The organism is Roseomonas sp. TF40 (assembly GCF_057219975.1).
The window spans coordinates 115,863-132,827 of the sequence record NZ_JBXVVR010000008.1 but is presented as its reverse complement, the minus strand read 5'-3'; the positions used below and the strand labels follow the sequence as shown (position 1 = coordinate 132,827).

13 protein-coding genes are annotated in these 16,965 nt (G+C 71.1%); 7 read left to right on the top strand and 6 right to left on the bottom strand.

Going from position 1 to position 16,965, the window contains the following annotated elements:
- The first annotated feature begins 1 nt into the window (after position 1).
- From AC2D9U_RS20375 to AC2D9U_RS20365, 3 genes are read left to right on the top strand one after another with little or no spacing between them, the layout of a single operon-like run.
- Entirely contained in the window at positions 2 to 1,252 is a 1,251-nt protein-coding gene (locus AC2D9U_RS20375) for a lipoprotein-releasing ABC transporter permease subunit (protein ID WP_484752334.1), read from the top strand.
- Complete coding sequence (locus AC2D9U_RS20370) at positions 1,245 to 1,925, top strand: ABC transporter ATP-binding protein (protein WP_484752332.1); 681 nt, start codon at positions 1,245 to 1,247, stop codon at positions 1,923 to 1,925. The genes AC2D9U_RS20375 and AC2D9U_RS20370 overlap by 8 nt, the downstream gene beginning before the upstream one ends.
- A 4-nt stretch (positions 1,926 to 1,929) precedes the next feature.
- Positions 1,930 to 2,796, top strand: a complete 867-nt coding sequence (locus tag AC2D9U_RS20365) for an O-fucosyltransferase family protein (RefSeq protein WP_484752330.1) — start codon at positions 1,930 to 1,932, stop codon at positions 2,794 to 2,796.
- Positions 2,797 to 2,798: 2 nt separating this feature from the next.
- Here AC2D9U_RS20365 and AC2D9U_RS20360 read toward each other — a convergent pair whose 3' ends face one another.
- On the bottom strand, positions 2,799 to 3,266 hold the full coding sequence (locus tag AC2D9U_RS20360; RefSeq protein WP_484752328.1) for a nucleoside deaminase: 468 nt from the start codon (positions 3,264 to 3,266) through the stop codon (positions 2,799 to 2,801).
- 33 nt (positions 3,267 to 3,299) lie between these two features.
- Here AC2D9U_RS20360 and dnaE point away from each other — a divergent pair, with 33 nt between their 5' ends.
- From dnaE to AC2D9U_RS20345, 3 genes are all read left to right on the top strand, one after another.
- Positions 3,300 to 6,749, top strand: a complete 3,450-nt coding sequence (gene dnaE, locus AC2D9U_RS20355; protein ID WP_484752326.1) for a DNA polymerase III subunit alpha — start codon at positions 3,300 to 3,302, stop codon at positions 6,747 to 6,749.
- 113 nt (positions 6,750 to 6,862) lie between these two features.
- Positions 6,863 to 7,543 carry a hypothetical protein gene (locus tag AC2D9U_RS20350; RefSeq protein ID WP_484752324.1) on the top strand — a complete coding sequence of 227 codons (681 nt, stop codon included), beginning with the start codon at positions 6,863 to 6,865 and terminating at the stop codon, positions 7,541 to 7,543.
- Between the two features lie 8 nt (positions 7,544 to 7,551).
- Positions 7,552 to 8,682: a hypothetical protein gene (locus AC2D9U_RS20345; RefSeq protein ID WP_484752322.1), complete on the top strand. Its 1,131-nt coding sequence runs from the start codon at positions 7,552 to 7,554 to the stop codon at positions 8,680 to 8,682.
- A 48-nt stretch (positions 8,683 to 8,730) separates the two neighbouring features.
- Here AC2D9U_RS20345 and AC2D9U_RS20340 read toward each other — a convergent pair whose 3' ends face one another.
- From AC2D9U_RS20340 to cysQ, 4 genes are all read right to left on the bottom strand, one after another.
- Positions 8,731 to 9,741: a glycosyltransferase gene (locus AC2D9U_RS20340; protein WP_484752320.1), complete on the bottom strand. Its 1,011-nt coding sequence runs from the start codon at positions 9,739 to 9,741 to the stop codon at positions 8,731 to 8,733.
- Positions 9,742 to 9,774: 33 nt separating this feature from the next.
- Positions 9,775 to 11,052 (bottom strand): glycosyltransferase, encoded by a 1,278-nt coding sequence (locus tag AC2D9U_RS20335; protein WP_484752318.1) that lies wholly within the window; start codon positions 11,050 to 11,052, stop codon positions 9,775 to 9,777.
- Positions 11,045 to 12,550, bottom strand: a complete 1,506-nt coding sequence (locus AC2D9U_RS20330) for a hypothetical protein (RefSeq protein WP_484752316.1) — start codon at positions 12,548 to 12,550, stop codon at positions 11,045 to 11,047. The genes AC2D9U_RS20335 and AC2D9U_RS20330 overlap by 8 nt, the downstream gene beginning before the upstream one ends.
- Positions 12,551 to 12,617: 67 nt before the next feature.
- The gene (gene cysQ, locus AC2D9U_RS20325) at positions 12,618 to 13,400 is read right to left on the bottom strand and encodes a 3'(2'),5'-bisphosphate nucleotidase CysQ (RefSeq protein WP_484752314.1); all 783 of its coding nucleotides are present in this window, start codon (positions 13,398 to 13,400) and stop codon (positions 12,618 to 12,620) included.
- Between the two features lie 158 nt (positions 13,401 to 13,558).
- Here cysQ and cysN point away from each other — a divergent pair, with 158 nt between their 5' ends.
- Positions 13,559 to 15,433: a sulfate adenylyltransferase subunit CysN gene (gene cysN / locus AC2D9U_RS20320; protein ID WP_484752312.1), complete on the top strand. Its 1,875-nt coding sequence runs from the start codon at positions 13,559 to 13,561 to the stop codon at positions 15,431 to 15,433.
- A 40-nt stretch (positions 15,434 to 15,473) separates the two neighbouring features.
- Here the strand turns inward: cysN and AC2D9U_RS20315 are convergent, their stop codons facing one another.
- Positions 15,474 to 16,907, bottom strand: a complete 1,434-nt coding sequence (locus tag AC2D9U_RS20315; RefSeq protein ID WP_484752310.1) for an NAD-dependent succinate-semialdehyde dehydrogenase — start codon at positions 16,905 to 16,907, stop codon at positions 15,474 to 15,476.
- Positions 16,908 to 16,965: the final 58 nt, after the last annotated feature.

Genomic DNA, 16,965 nt, shown 5'->3' with positions numbered 1-16,965 from the left:
CATGTTCGGCCCCTTCGAGCGCGCCGTCGCCTTCCGCTACCTGCGCGCGCGCAAGGGCGAGCGCTTCGTCTCGGTGATCGCGATCTTCTCGCTGGTGGGCATCGCGCTGGGCGTCGCCACGCTGATCATCGTGATGAGCGTGATGAACGGCTTCCGCCAGGAATTACTGGGCCGGATCCTGGGCCTGAACGGCCATCTCGGCGTGCATGGGCTCGAGCGCAACATCACCGACTACGACGCCATGGCCGGGCGTATCCGCGCCGTGCCGGGGGTGGTCTCCGCCACGTCGATCGTCGAGGGCCAAGTGCTGCTGACTTCCGAGCAGGGTGGTGCCTCGGGCGGGCTTGCGCGCGGGGTGAAGCCCGAGGATCTGCGCGCACGCGGCATCGTGGCGCAGAGCATCGTCAATGGCAGCCTCGACCGATTCGAGGGCGACGATGCCATCGTCATCGGCTCGCGCCTCGCGCAGCGTTTCCGCATCACGGTCGGCGACAAGGTGACGCTGGTCTCGCCGCAGGGCCGCACGACGGTCTTCGGCACGGTGCCGCGCGTGCGCGCCTATACGGTGGTCGCGGTCTTCCAGATCGGCATGCATGAATACGACAATTCCTTCGTCTTCCTGCCGATGGGCGCCGCGCAGACCTTCTTCCAGACCGGCGATGCCGCGACGCAGGTGGAGGTCTTCGTCGCCGACCCTACCAATGTCCGCGCCGTGACGCGCGGCATCCGCAGCGCGTTGCAGGGCACGCCGGTGCGCATCCTGGACTGGCAGGACGCGAACAGCAGCTTCTTCGCCGCGGTGCAGGTGGAGCGGAACGTGATGTTCCTGATCCTGACGCTGATCATCATCGTCGCGGCCTTCAACATCGTCTCCTCCCTGATCATGCTGGTGAAGGACAAGGGGCGCGACATCGCGGTGCTGCGCACGGTGGGGGCGACACGCGGTGCGATCCTGCGCATCTTCCTGCTCTGCGGCGCGAGTGTCGGCGTTGTCGGCACGCTGATCGGCTTCCTCATCGGCATCGCCTTCTGTGCGAACATCGAGAGCATCCGCCAGGCGATCCAGGCGCTGAGCGGCACCGAGCTGTTCAGCGCCGAGGTCTATTTCCTCACGCGCCTGCCGGCGGTGGTGGACCCGAACGAGGTCATGCAGGTGGTGGCGATGGGCCTCGGCCTCTCCTTGCTCGCCACCATCTATCCGAGTTGGCGCGCGGCGAAGACGGACCCGGTGGTGGCGCTGCGCAATGAGTGACGTGGCACTTGAACTCCGCGCCGTCGAGCGCCGCTTCCGCACCGAGGCCGGCGAGCTTGCCGTGCTGCGCGGGGCGGATCTCAGCTTGGTGGCCGGCGAGATCGTGGCGCTTGTCGCGCCCTCCGGCACCGGCAAGTCCACGCTGCTGCACCTGGCCGGGCTGCTCGAGAAACCCGATGGCGGGGAGGTCTTCTACCAGGGCCAGCCGGCCGGCACGCTCTCGGACGATGCGCGCACCGCGATCCGCCGGCAGGGCATCGGCTTCGTCTACCAGTTCCACCATCTGCTGCCGGAATTCACCGCCGAGGAGAACATCGCCCTGCCGCAGATGGCCAATGGCGTCGCGCGCGCGGCCGCCATGGCGCGGGCGCATGACTTGCTCGGCGCCTTCGGCCTGAAGGGGCGGGAGCAGCATCGCCCCGGCAAGCTCTCGGGCGGCGAGCAGCAGCGCGTGGCCATCGCCCGCGCCCTGGCCAATGATCCGCGCGTGCTGCTGGCCGATGAGCCGACGGGCAATCTCGATGTCGGCACCGCCGATCGCGTCTTCCACGAATTGCTAGAGGCGGTGCGCGGCCGCGGCATGGCGGCGCTGATCGCGACCCACAATCCCGAACTCGCCGCGCGCATGGATCGCGTGGTGACGCTGCGCGAGGGCAGGGTGGTGGCGGGCTGAGCCGATGCCGACCGTCATCCGCTACGTGCTCGGCGGTCGCCTCGGCAACCGCATGTTCGAGATCATGCTGGCGCACAGCCTGGCCCGGCGACTCGGCGATTGCCTCGTCACCGGCGAGGCGCTGCCGGAATGGGAAATCGCGCCCCGGCGGCGTGCCTTGCCCGCACGCCACATCAAGCTCGGCGGGCACCGCATCGATATCGGGCGGCTGCGCTACCTGATCGACCAGGGGTTGATCGAGGGCATCGAGACCACCGCGCTCGGCTGCCGCATGGAGTTGCTGGAGCCGCTGGAGCGCGTGCGCGCCCTGTTCCGCGCACCCGGCCCGCCCATGCAGGGCTATGGCGCGGATACCCTCGTCATCAATGTCCGCGCCGATGAGATTCTCGGCGCGCGGCACAAGGATTATCGCCCGCTGCCGCTCGCCTTCTTCGCGCGGCTGATCGACCAGACCGGGCTGCACCCCGTCTTCCTCGGCCAGATCGGCGAGGATCGCTATTCCGATGCGCTGCGCGCGCGCTTTCCGCAGGCGGCGTTCGTGCCCTCGCGCGGGCCGATGGCGGATTTCGAGACGCTGCGCGCCTCATCCCACATCTGCGTCGCGGTCAGCACCTTCTCCTGGCTCGCGGCCTGGCTCTCGCAGGCGCAGAGCATCCACCTGCCGCTGGCCGGCATGCTGCATCCGCGCCAGCGCGCCGATGTGGACCTGCTGCCGCTGACCGACCCGCGTTACCATTTCCACCTCTTGCCGCATGGCGACTGGAAGGGCACCGAGGCCGAGCTTGCCGAGGTGATCGGCGGCAAGGAGGCCGGGCAGGACCTCTCGCGCGATGCGGCGCTGCAACTCGTGCAGACGAACGTGGTCCTGTAGCGCTACCAGAAGCCGCGATGCGCCAGCGCGGCCTCCTCTTCCAGCATTGGGCCCACGACCTCGATCCGTCGCTGCCCGGCGGCGAAGACGCTGCGGCAGGGCAGGTCCATCGTCAGGTTCTCCGGATGCGGGCCGATCATGGCCTTGAGCCGCGACTCGGCCAGGCCATAGACCACGCGCCCGATCCCGGCCCAGTAGATGGCGCCCGCGCACATGGCGCAGGGCTCGGCTGAGGAATACAGCGTCGCCTCGGCGCGCTGCGCGGGCGAAAGCTCGATGCAGGCGCGGGTGGCGACCAGGCGCTCGGCATGGGCGGTGCCATCGCCATGCGGGTGGAAGCCATTGCCCTCGCGGATCAGCACCCGCCCGCCGGGATCGGCCAGCAGGGCGCCGAAGGGGTGGTTGCCCGCCGCACGGCTCTCGGCGGCGAGCGCGATCGCCTCTCGCAACAGGCGCTCGTCATCCGACATGTCCAACCTCCGCTGCCATGGTAGATTGGCGCCATGAGCGGCACCGGCTTCATCCACCTGCATGTCCATTCCGCCTACTCGCTGAGCGAGGGCGCGATCAAGGCCGAGAAGCTGCCCGCCCTGGCCGCGCAGCTGGGCATGCCCGCCGTGGCGCTGACCGATACCGCGAATCTCTTCGGCGCGCTGGAATTCGCGCAAGGCTGCTCGGCGAAGGGCGTGCAGCCCATCATGGGCTGCCAGCTCTTCCTCGGCCGCAGCGCGACCGATGAGGGGGGCGCGGCGCGTGACGCGCAGCGCAACCGGCCCGACGTGCTGGTGGCGCTGGCGATGAACCCGCAGGGGCTCGAGAATCTCCAGCGCCTGTCTTCCAAGAGCTTCCTGAACGACGATCCCTCGGGTGAGCCCTGCATCACCCTCGCCCAGCTCGAGGAACACAGCGGGGGCGTGATCCTGCTCACCGGCGGCACCACGGGCCCGCTCGGGCGGCTGCTCGCCGAAGGCCGGCGCGACGCCGCGGCGCGGCTGCTGGAACGGCTGAAGGCGAGCTTCGATGATCGCCTGGTGGTGGAGCTCCAGCGCCACGGCCTGCCCATCGAGAAGATCGTCGAGCCCGGTTTGCTCGCCCTGGCGGAGGCGGCCGGCCTGCCGATCGTCGCCACCAACGACGTCTACTTCGCCGAATCGAAGATGCACGCCGCGCATGACGCGCTGCTCTGCATCGCGGCCGGGCGCGTGATCGCTGAGCCCGAGCGCCGGCGCGTCACGCCCGAGCATTGGTTCAAGCCCGCTGCGGCGATGCGCGAGCTTTTCGCCGACCTGCCCGAGGCCTGCGACAACACGCTGGCCATCGCACGGCGCTGCGCGGTGATGGCGGAATCGAAGAAGCCCGAACTGCCGATCTGCCCCAAGGTCCGCCCCGGCATGACCGAGGCCGAGACGGTGGCCGAGATGGCGCGCCAGGGGCTGGAGGCGCGCATGGACGCGCAAGGCCGGCCCGAGGCCGAACGCGCGCCCTATCGCGAGCGCCTGGCCTATGAGCTGACCGTCATCGAGAAGATGGGCTTCTCCGGCTACTTCCTCATCGTCGCGGATTTCATCCAATGGGCGAAGGCGCAGGGGATTCCGGTGGGGCCGGGGCGTGGCTCGGGCGCGGGCTCCGTGGCCGCCTGGGCGCTCGCCATCACCGATCTCGACCCGATGCGCTGGGGCCTGCTCTTCGAGCGCTTCCTGAATCCCGAGCGTGTGTCGATGCCCGATTTCGACATCGATTTCTGCCAGGACCGGCGCGACGAGGTGATCCGCTACGTGGTGCGCGAATATGGCGCGGATCGCGTCGCGCAGATCATCACCTTCGGCAAGCTGCAGGCGAAGGCCGCCGTGCGCGATGTGGGGCGGGTGATGGGCCTGCCCTATGGCCAGGTGGATCGCATCGCCAGCCTCATCCCCTTCAACCCGGCCAAGCCCGTGACCCTCGGCCAGGCCATCGCGGGTGAGCCGAAGCTGCAGGACATGCAGGCGAATGACGAGCAGGTGGCGCGCCTGCTCGAGGTGGCGCAGGAGCTGGAAGGGCTCTACCGCAACGCCTCCACCCATGCCGCCGGCGTGGTGATCGGGCGCAAGCCGCTGCTCGACATCGTGCCGCTCTATCGCGACCCGCGCAACGACATGCTCGTGACGCAGTACTCGATGAAGTATGTCGAGCAGGCGAGCCTCGTGAAGTTCGACTTCCTCGGCCTCAAGACGCTGACCGTGCTGCAGCGCGCCGTGGCGTTGCTGAAAGGGCAGGGGATCGAGGTCGATCTCGATCGCCTGCCGCTCGATGACGCCAGGACCTATGCGATGCTCGCCCGCGGCGACGCCGCCGGGGTGTTCCAGTTCGAAGGCCAGGGGATGCGCGACTGCCTGCGCATGATGCGCCCCGACCGCTTCGAGGATCTCATCGCCGCCGTCTCGCTCTATCGACCGGGGCCGATGGCGAACATCCCCGCCTATTGCCAGCGCAAGCATGGCGAGGCGTGGGAAAGCCCGCACCCCTCGATCCACGCCATCCTGGCCGAGACCTACGGCATCATGGTCTACCAGGAACAGGTGATGCAGATCGCCCAGGTGATGGCGGGCTTCTCGCTCGGTGGGGCGGACCTGCTGCGCCGTGCCATGGGCAAGAAGGACATGAAGGAGATGGAGCGCCAGCGCGCCACCTTCGTGGAAGGTGCCGTGGCGAATGGCGTGGACGGCACGAAGGCCGGCGAGGTCTTCGACCTGATGCAGCGCTTCGCCGAATACGGCTTCAACAAGTCGCACGCCGCCGCCTATGCGCTGGTCGCCTACCAGACCGCCTGGCTGAAGGCGAACCACCCGGTCGCCTTCCTGGCGGCCTCCATGACCCTCGACCTCGGCAATACCGACAAGCTCGCGGGCCACATGCAGGAAGCCGCGCGGCTGAGCATCCCGGTGCTGCCGCCCGACGTGAACCGCTCGGCCGCCGAATTCACGCTGGAGACGCGCGAGGACGGGCAGGCGGCCATCCGCTTCGCCCTGGCCGCGATCAAGCGCGTGGGGCTGGGCGCGATGCAGGATCTGGTGCGCGCGCGCGACGCCGGCGGGCCCTTCGCCTCGCTGTCGGATTTCGCCGCGCGCGTGGACCCGAAGCTGCTCAACAAGATGCAGCTTGAGAACCTGGCCAAGGCCGGCGCCTTCGACAGCCTGGAGCGCAACCGCGCGAAGCTGGTGCAGGGGGCGGAGGCCGTGCTGCGCGCCGCGCAGGAAGCCGCGGAGCGGCGCCTGAACCCGACGCGCGACATGTTCGGCGCCGAGACCACCCCCGTGCCGCTGCGCCTGCCCGAGGCCGGCGACTGGCCGATGCTGGAGAAGCTCTCCTTCGAGGCCGAGGCGGTGGGCTTCCACCTCTCCGCCCATCCGCTCGATACCTACAAGCGCGTGCTGCAGAAGCTGGGGGCGGTGCCCTCGGCGCAGATCGCCGAACGCGCGCGCGGCGGCAATGGCCGCATGAAGCTTGCCGGCACGGTGGTGGCGGTGAAGAGCGGGCGCACGAAGAGCGGCAACAAGATGGCCTGGGTCCGCTTCTCCGACGCGCAGGGCAGTTTCGAGATCACCTTCTTCAGCGAGACGCTGGCCCGTGCCGATGGCCTGCTGGGCGAGGGCCAGGCGCTGCTGGTGACCACCGAGGTGCGCGTGGATGGCGACACGGTGCGGCTGACGGCGCAGGAGGTCGAGCCGCTGGAGAAGGTCGCGCAGAATCTCGGCCAGGGGCTGCGCCTGTGGTTCGAGACCGCCGAGGCGGTGGACCACATCCGCACCATGCTGGGCCGCGAGGGCAAGGGGCGCGGGCGCGTCATCCTCGTCCCCATGACCGGGCCGGGGCAGGAGGTGGAGATCGCGCTGCCCGGCTTCTTCAACGTCTCGCCGCGGCTGATGCAGGCGATGAAGGTGCTGCCTGGCATCGCCGAGGTGCAGGAATTGTGAGCCCCGCCCCGCACGGCTAGGCTCACCGCAGAAGGAGACGCAAGCTGACCGACCCCCGCGCCCTGCTCGACCTCTCGCCCGATCGCCTGGCGGCCACGCTGATCGATGCGGCGATGGAGCGCCAGCATGCCGCGCGGCTGCGCGCCGATGCCGCGCCGCTGCTCGCGGGTCTCGACCCGGCCGCGCGGATCTTCGGCGAGCATCTGGTGGAGGAGATCGCGCGCCTTGCCGCCGGGCTGGATGCGCTGGCGCAGCAGCACCGGGAGGCCGCGCTGTCGCGCGCCGAGCGGCTGCGCATCGACCCGCTGCGGAACGTCCCGGGCCCGCGCCTGCGCGCCGCCGCCGCGCCCGAGCAGGCCGAGGCGGCCGATGCGGTGGCCATCGATGCGGCCGATCCGGCCTTCGCCGGCCATGGCTGGTTCACGCCCGACCGCACGGAGGGCGGCTCGCTGCGCTGGTCCGGCGCGGCGCGCTGCGCGAGCCTCGCCCTGCCGGCGCTCGGCGGCGGGGCGCTGCTGCTGACGCTGGCGCTGCGTTCGCCCTTCGGCGTGAAGCTCGACATGGCTGAACATGACTGGTTCCTCGATGGCGTGCCGCTCAGCCTGACGACCGTGAGCAATGACGGCACCACGGGAATCTTCGAGGCGCGGATCACCCTGCCCGCCGCCCCGACGGGCTCGCGCGTCACGCTGCTGCTGATGGGCCGGCAGGATGTAGACCCGGCCAGCGGGCCGCGCCGGGATACGCGCGTGCTGGGCCTCGGCCTCGCCTGGGTGCGGATCGAACGGGGCTAGCGCGGGGCATGGCCGCGCGCATCCTGGTCGTGGGCGACATCCTGCGGCCGCAGGACGAGGCCTTCCGCGCCTCGCAGAATGGCAACACGCAATGGCTGCACCGGCTGCTGCGCCGGCCGCTGGCCGCGGCGTCGGGGCTGGAGGTCACGCCGCTGCTCTGGGGCGGGCCGGGCGGCTTCGACACGCCGGCCTTCTACGCCCTGGCCGGCATCGCGCCGGATATCGAGGGCTGGGTCAGCCTCTACGACGCGCCGGACCTGCCGCGCGAGGCCGCGGCGATGCTCGCGGCCGCCTTCGAAGGCGCGGCCTGCGTCATCGGCTTCGAATTGCCGCCGCTGCTCAAGCGCATCCTCGAGCGGATGGGGGTGGTGTGGATCGACCTCAACATCCACCCCTACCGCTTCGGACCGGACGTGCTGTTCGCGATTCAGACGCAGGACCGGGAGGTGCTGGGCGCGCTGGCCGCGCATCACGCGCCGGACAGCCATTTCGAACCCTTCGCGGATCTGGTGGCGGCCACGGCGGTGAAGCTGCCGCCGCTGCTGCCGGTGCAGGAGAGCACGCTCATCATCGGCCAGACGCGCATCGACCGCGCGCTGATCCGCGCCGGCGCCCTGCTCGACCTCGCGCAATTCGCCGCGCCGCTGCATGGGCTGATCGGTCCCAGGGGCCGCGTGCTGTTCAAGCCGCACCCCTACAATCCGGGCGGCTTCGGCCTGCACGACATCGGCCTGCCGCTCGCGCGCATCCGCGAGGTCAGCGAGAACATCTATGTGCTGCTGGCGCAGGAGAGCGTGCAGCGGGTGATCGGCATCTCCTCCTCCGTGGTGGCCGAGGCGCGCTTCTTCGGCAAGGAGGGCATCTTCCTCGGCACGCCGCCGATGCGCATCGCGCGCGATCGCGCCGCCCTGGCGCCGGGGCTGCATGCCTCCGTGCCCCATGCCTGGCTCTGGGCGGATTTCTGGCGGGATCTGCTGGCGCCGCTGCTGGATGTCACGGCGCCGGACGGCCAGCGGCCCGTGCTGCCGCCCGACGCGCTGCGCGGCTCGCTGCGGCAGTTCTGGGGGCATGACGAGCTGACGCACCAGCTCCCCTGGGACCTCGCCGCGGCACGGGACGCGGAGCGGCGGTTGCGTTGAAGCGTGATGACCGAAGGTGCGCAGGCACCGGAGGTCTGAATCACGCGATCAAGCGAGAATTCGCAGCACCGCCGCGGCGGTTTCCTCCAGCGCGGCGATGCTGTGCCGCTGCTCGACATGGCGGCGCGCGGCGCGGCCCAGGCGCAGGCGCATCGGCTCATCCGCCAGCAGCATCTCCACCGCATGGGGCAGGGCCTCGTCGCTCACCAGCAGCCCGGCGGCGGCCGGGATGCCCCCGGCGATGGTCGCACGCCGGGCGATCACCGGCACGCCGCAGGCCATCGCCTCCACCGTCGCGCGGGGCAGGCCATCCATGCTCGAGACATGCACCATCACCCGCGCCTGGCGCAGCGCGGCGAAGACGCCCTCATGCGGCTTGTGGCCGAGGAACAGGGCGCGGGCGCGGTCCGCCTGCGGCACCATGGCCTTGATCTCGGCGAGGCGCGGCCCGGCGCCGACGAAGGCCAGGCGATGGCGCGCCGCGAAGGGCAGCAGCGCCTCCTGGTTCTTCCGCTTCTCGGCGAAGGTGCCGACATTGATGATGTCGTAGGCTGCGGCCTCGGCGGCGACCGGCGTGCCCGGCCCGGCCATGGCGAGGTCCACGTATTTCGGCAGCACCAGCGCGTGGCCGGCGCGGAAGGCGGCCGGAAAATGCGCCATCAACTGCTCGCGATACTCGCCCAGGATCAGCGCCGCCTGCCCGGCCATCGGGTCCTTCACGCTGCCGCCGATGACGAGGCCGAAGCGCGTGCCCGCCGGCAGCCCGGCCTGCAGATGCGCGTTCACCGCGTAGCCCAGGCCCTTGTAGAGCACGATGTCGGGCGCGAAGGCCGCGACCTCCCGCCGCAGCGCCTCCGAGACCTGGCGATGCGGGATCTGGTCGGGGTTGTCAGCCGGGCAGAAGCTGGCCTGCACCGCGCCGTCGAGGTGCCATTCGTGCTCCACCGCCGTCCCGCCATGCACGCGGAACATCCGCGCCTCCGCCCCCTGGCGGCGCAGCGCCGCGGTGAAGTGCAGGTCGCGCAGTGCGCCGAGCAGCTTGCGGCTGGCGTGACTCATGACGATGGCGATGCGCAAGGCGGAGCGGATCCTTCAGATGGCCCGCGGGCGGGGCTGGTAGGCCGCGTCGAGCGCGGCGAGGAAGCTGGCCTGGTCGATGACGGGGCGGATGCTGGCGGCGAGGCGCGCCCGCAGTGCGGGATCCGCCGCCTCGACCAGCGCGCGGGCGAGATCCATGCCCGAGCCGCGGCGGAAATGCAGCCCGTCCACGCCGGGCAGCACCTTCTCCGCCATGCCGCCGATGTCGGAGACGATCAGGGGCGTCCCGGCATGGCGCGCCTCCTGGATCACCATGGGCGAGTTCTCCCACCAGATGGAGGGCATCACCACCCAGCCCACGCCGCGCATCAGCGCCACCGCATCGGCCGGGTCGTAGCGCCCGGCGAAGGTCACGGCGGGGCCGAGCGAGTCCAGCAGCGGCTCCAGCGCGGGGAAGCCGCGCAGCGCATCGGCGCGGTCCGCGCCATAGACGGTCAGCGTCAGGTCGGGCCGGGCGCGCAGCGCCAGCGGCAGGGCGCGCACCAGCACGTCGAGCCCCTTGAACGCGCTCGGCACGCCGAAGAAGCCGAAATGGGTGGCGGTGGCCCCTGGCGCGGGCGTGGCCGGGCGGGGTTCGGCCAGCACCGCATCTCCCAGGTAGTTCTCGACCACCGCCGCGCGCGGGCCAACAAGGCCCCAGGCCTCGTAGCGGTCGCGGATGAAGTCGCTGGGGTAGAGCAGGCTGTCGAAGCGGCGCAGCGTGGCCAGCAGCGTCGCCTTGCGGAAGGCGAAGCGGTCCAGCGACTGTTCCGGGAAGCAGGCGAGGCAGCGCATCAGGCTCTCGCGCCGGCACAATTCGTCGGAGCGCGTCATCACCATCTGGCCGCGGTTGAGGCAGATGGCGAGCATCTCATGCAGCGTCAGCACGAAGGTGGCGTCGGGGCGGGCGTCCATCAGCTCGGTGATGAGGTCGGTGCCGACGCGCCAGTAATGGTGCAGGTGGTAGACGGCGCAGCCGAGCCCGGCGAGGAACTCCACCAGCAGCCGCCGCTGCTGGTGATCGGCCCAGGCGAGGCGGTCATCGGTCATGCCGGCGAAGCTGTAGAAATACTCGTCCCCGGCATGGCGCAGGATGGTCTCCACCGGGCGGCTGGTGGCGTAGTGGGAGGCCGGTTCGCTGGCCGAGACCATCACCACCTTGCGCCCCGCGGCGCGCAGCGCGGTGAACTGGTTCATCGCCGCCAACTCGCCGCCGCCCTTGGAGAAATCCGGGTGCGAGTGGCTGAGGATGCAGATGCCGCCCGCGAAGGGCGCGGGGCGCGGATCAGGCATCTACCGGGCTCCTCTCCGCCGCGGGCAGCCCGGCCCAGAGGCGGGCGAGGTGGTCATGCACGCGCTCCGCCGCGAGCGCGCTGCTCCAGGCGCGCACCAGCGGCACCAGCGCGGCCTCCGCCCCGCGGCCCTCGCCGGCCATCCGCGCGCGGCGCAGCAGCCGGGCGAGGCTGTCATCGAAGGCGAGGCTGAAGCCCGCGAGATCATGCAGGGTGAGCAGCCGGGCCAGCGCGCCGGCCTCCACCACCCCGGCGAAGGCATGGTCGAGCCGGTCGGCGATGACGGCCTCGGCGAAATGCGCCGCCTCCACCGCGATCACGCCCTGCGCCGCGCCGCGCAGGCTGGCGAGGGCGGCGGCGCCGGTCTCCACGGCGATGCGTCCGCGCCGGAGGAAAACCGCCGCCACCTCATCCGCCGCCTCGCCCAGGATCAGCAGGCGCTCGGCGCGGGTCTCGAAGGCCCCGGCGGTGACCTGGAACAGCCTTGCCGCCAGCGGGTCATCGGCATTGAGCAGGGCGATCAGGCGCGGCTGGCCGGGCGGGGCCGCGGGCCAGGGGGCGGCGGCGAGCAGGGGGGCGAAGGCCGCCTCGCGCGTCGCCAGGATGCGCGCCACCAGCGCCGCGCCGGCCAGGGCGAGGGCGCCCGATTGCGGGCCCGGGCTGGCGGTAAGGCGCGCGGCGGCGTCGAGGAGATCAGGGGCGGCGACCAGCCGCGGATGCGCGCGCAGCCGCAGCGCCTGGCCCGGCCCGGCCTCGATGTCGGCCAGGATCTCGGCGCCGTGCAGCCGGCCGCGATGCTCGGCCGGGACGCGGCCATAGAGCACCACGCCGTGCAGATGCGCGCCCTCCGCCCGGTCGAGCAGCGGCAGCACGCGCGGCGCCTCGGCCGGGTCCGGCCGCGCCGCCAGGGCCATGCGGCCCCCGGCGCCGGCGGGCAGGGGGGCGAGGCCGCGCAGCACCAGCAGCACCTCCCCGGCCGGTGAGCAGAGCGCCTCGATCTCCTGGAAGGGGCCGGTCTTGCCGCCGCGGCCGGGCAGGGCGGGCAGGGCGTTTAGCCAGCCCGCGAAGACGCCGAAATCGCCGCCCTGGAGCAGGGGTGCGAGGATGGGTGTCTCGGCGCAGGCGGCGAAGAGGGCGAAGGTCGCGGACCAGTCCCGCGTCGTGGTGGCGGCGGCGAGGTCGGCGGGCAGGCCCGGCGCGCGCAAATCGGCGTGCATGGTGGCGCCGCCGGCGGAGAGGATCAGCGCCTCGGCCTGCCTGCCCTCGGGGACGGCATAGACCAGGGTGAAGCGGTGCCGGGCGCGCCCGGCCTCGCCCCCGGCGGGGTCGGGGTGGAAGGCGACATGCTCGATCGCGCAATCGCCGCCGCCGCCGGCCGTGACCGAGAGCCGGCCCGGCTGGCCGCGCGGCGCCTCGGCCACGCCATAGGCGATCCAGCGCCGCGGGCTGAGCGGGGCGAGGCATTCCAGGCCGAGGTGCAGCAGGGCATCGCCGGACACGCGCCGAGGGTCTCCATCCTGCGGCGCGGGCGCCGCGCCTGTGGTCAAAAGCCTTAGCCGGTCGCTGTCAACCGCCCCAGGCGATGAAGGCGCCGTTGCGGAAGGCTGTCTTGCCGTAGGTGAAGGCCGCGCCGGTGGGGTCGGTCACGCGCCCGCCCGCGGCTTCCAGCACCGCCTGGCCCGCCGCCGTGTCCCACTCCATGGTCGGGCCGAAGCGCGGATAGACATCGGCCACCCCCTCCGCCACCAGGCAGAATTTGAGCGAGGAGCCGATGGAGCGGCGCTCGGCGATGGGCAGGGTGGCGAGGAAGGCGGTGGTCTCGGGGTCGAGATGGCTGCGGCTGGCGACGGCGGTAAGCCCGCCCTCGGGCCGGGGCCGGGCGCGAATCGGCTGCCAGGCGGCAGCGGCGACCGGGGCGTTGGGGGGCAGCTCGGCCATCGCCGCGCCATGGCCCGCCGCACCGCGCCAGATGCGGCCGAGCGCCGGGGCATAGACCACGCCCGCCACCGGGCGGCCCCCCATGATGAGGGCGATGTTCACCGTGAACTCGCCGGAGGGGCCCACGAATTCGCGCGTGCCGTCCAGCGGATCGACCAGCAGGAAGGGCGCGCCGCCCGCGGGCAGCACATGCGCGGCCGCTTCCTCGGACACCACGGCGATGCCCGGCGCGGCGGCGGGGAGGCCAGCGGCGATGATGGCCTCGGCGGCGAGATCGGCCTCGGTCAGCGGGCTGCCATCGGCCTTGGCCTGCACCTCATGCGGCCGGGCGCGGATGGCGACGATGCGCGCGCCGGCCTCGGCGGCGAGCGGCACGAGGCGTTCAAGCAGGGCAGGGAGGTCGTGCATCATCGAATCCGCGAGGGGTTTTCCATCATGCCATAGGTGCGTGAAGAGCCTGTTCACGATGGCGGCGCATCTTGCCGCCTTCAGCTTGATCGTGGGATGACCACGGGGCAACCGGCCCGTGTCCCGGGCCTGGGTTGCGCAAGCATGAGGACCGACCGCCGATGGACACGCCGATGGAACTGAGCACGGGCAGCGAGACGCATGGCCTGCTGCGGTTCCTCACCTGCGGCTCGGTCGATGACGGCAAGTCCACGCTGATCGGCCGCCTGCTCTATGACAGCCGCCTGATCATGGAAGACACCTTGGCGACCATCGCCAAGGACAGCCGCAAGCACGGCACTGTGGGCGAGGATATCGACCTTGCGCTGCTGGTCGATGGGCTGGAGGCCGAGCGCCAGCAGGGCATCACCATCGATGTGGCCTACCGTTTCTTTGCCACGCCGCGGCGCAGCTTCATCGTGGCCGACACGCCGGGGCATGAGCAGTACACGCGCAACATGGCGACGGGGGCGTCGAACTCCGACCTCGCCATCATCCTGGTGGATGCGCGCAAGGGCGTGCTGACGCAGACCAAGCGGCACAGCTACATCTGCTCGCTGCTCGGCATCCGCCATGTCGTGCTGGCGATCAACAAGATCGACCTGATGGGCTTCGACCGCGACGTCTTCGACCGCATCGTGGGCGACTGGCTGACCTTCGCCAGCGGCTTCGGCTTCCAGACCATGGTGCCGATCCCGATCTCCGCGCGCTTCGGCGACAACGTGACCACGAAATCCGGCAACACGCCCTGGTATCGCGGCCCGACGCTGATGGCGCATCTCGAAGCGGTGGATGTCGAGGGCGACCTGCAGCACAAGCCCTTCCGCTTCCCCGTGCAGTGGGTGAACCGCCCGAACCTCGATTTCCGCGGCTTCTCCGGCACGGTGGCGAGCGGGCGCGTGGCGGTGGGCGACAACATCGTCGTCGCCGCCTCGGGCCGCACCTCGCATGTCTCGCGCATCCTGGGGCCCGATGGCGACCAATCCACCGCCAGCGCCGGAGAGGCCGTGACCATCTCGCTCGCCGATGAAGTGGATGTGGCGCGCGGCGACGTGCTCGCCCCGCTCGCCGACCGGCCCGAGGTGGCGGACCAGTTCGCCGCGCACCTCCTCTGGATGGATGAGGAGGCGATGCTGCCCGGGCGGCAGTACCTGATGCGCATCGGCAATCTCTGGACGCCCGCCTCGGTCACCGCGATCAAGCATCGCGTGGATGTGAACACGCTGGAGCAGCAGGCGGCGAAGAAGCTCGAACTGAATGAGATCGGCTTCTGCAACCTCGCCGCCACGCAGCGCGTGCCGCTCGACCCCTATGCGGAGAATCGGCTGACCGGCGCCTTCGTGCTGGTGGACCGCTTCACCAACCGCACCGCCGGCGCGGGCATGATCGACTTCCCGCTGCGCCGCGCCACGAACATCCACACCGAGACCTTCCTGGTGGACAAGGCGGCGCGCGCCGCGCTCGACCACCAGAAGCCGATGGTGCTGTGGTTCACGGGGCTTTCGGGCTCCGGCAAGTCCACCATCGCGAAGCTGGTGGAGCAGGTGCTGCACCGCGAGGGCCGGCACACCTACACGCTGGATGGCGACAATCTCCGCCACGGGCTGAACCGCGACCTCGGCTTCACCGACCAGGACCGGGTGGAGAACATCCGCCGCGTGGGCGAGGTGGCGAAGCTCTTCGTCGATGCGGGGCTGATCGTCATCTGCTCCTTCATCTCGCCCTTCCGCGCCGAGCGGCGGATGGTGCGCGAGATGCTGGCGCCGGGCGAGTTCATCGAGGTGTTCGTGGACACGCCGCTCGAGGAATGCGCGCGGCGCGACCCGAAGGGCCTCTACGCCAAGGCGATGCGCGGCACGATCAAGAACTTCACGGGGGTGAGCAGCCCCTATGAGGCGCCCGAATCGCCGGAACTGCGCGTGACGACGGTGGGGCTGACGCCCGAGGAAGCGGCCGCGCAGGTGCTGGCGCATCTGCGCGGCGCGGTGCAGGGGTGAAGCGCCGCGCGCGCCTTGGGGCGCGCGCGGCCTCGCCTGCTTACAGCCCGGCCTGGGTCACGAACTTCGTGTTGAGATAGGCCTCGATCGCCTCCGAGCCGCCCTCGCTGCCATAGCCGCTGTCCTTCACGCCGCCGAAGGGGACTTCCGGCAGCGCGAGGCCGAGATGGTTGATCGTCATCATCCCGGTCTCGACCCGCGCGGCCACCGCATTCGCGGTCTTGGCGCTGCGCGTGAAGGCATAGGCGGCGAGGCCATAGGGCAGGCGGTTGGCTTCCGCCACAACCTCATCCAGGTCGTGGAAGGGCGCGATCATGGCCAGCGGGCCGAAGGGCTCCTCATTCATCATCCGCGCCTCCTTCGCCACGCCGGTCAGCACCGTCGGCGCGTAGAAATAGCCCTTGTTGCCCACGCGCCCGCCGCCCGTGTGCAGCTCGGCGCCCTTGGTGCGGGCATCGGCCACGAGGCTGTCCATCCAGGGGATGCGCCGGTCATGCACCAGCGGGCCCATCTGCGTGTCGGCCGCCGTGCCATCGCCCACCTTCAGCGCCTTGGCGTGCGCCACGAAGCGCTCGACGAAGCCCTCATAGAGCGAGTCCTGCACCAGGAAGCGCGTCGGCGAGACGCAGACCTGCCCGGCATTGCGGAACTTGGCGCCGGCCAGCGTCTTCACCGCATGGTCGAGATCGGCGTCGCCGAAGACGATCGCCGGCGCATGGCCGCCGAGTTCCATCGTCACGCGCTTCATATGGGCCCCGGCCAGCGCGGCCAGATGCTTGCCCACCGGGGTGGAGCCGGTGAAGGTCACCTTGCGGATCACCGGATGGGGGATGAGGTATTCGCTGATCTCGGCCGGCACGCCGAAGACGAGGTTGGCGACCCCCGCGGGCAGCCCCGCATCGGCGAAGGCGCGGATCAGCGCGGCGGGCGAGGCCGGCGTCTCCTCCGGCGCCTTGACGATGATCGAGCAGCCCGTGGCCAGCGCGGCGGAGAGCTTGCGCACCACCTGGTTGATCGGGAAGTTCCAGGGCGTGAAGGCGGCGACGGGGCCGACCGGCTCCTTCACCACCAGCTGGTACACACCCTCGGCCCGCGCGGGCACCACGCGGCCATAGGCGCGGCGGGCTTCCTCGGCGAACCAGTCGATGATGTCGGCGGCAGCCAGCGCCTCCATCTTCGCCTCGGCGAGCGGCTTGCCCTGCTCGAGCGTCATCAGCATCGCCGTCTCTTCCACGCGGGTGCGGAAGATCTCGGCGGCCTTGCGCATCAGCTTCGAACGGTCGAAGGCCGAGACGCGCTTCCAGGCGGCGAAGCCCTTGGCCGCGGCGTCCAGCGCCTCGTCGAGGTCGTCGGTCCCGGCATGCGCGACGCGGCCGATCACCTCCTCGGTCGCGGGGTTGATCACGGGGATGGAGCGACCGGCGCGGGCGGCGCGCCAGGTGCCATCGATGAACAGTTGGACGTCGGCGTACATGTGTTTCCTCCGGCTCACGGTCGGGCGGAAACTGGCACAGCGCGGCGGGGCAGGGAAC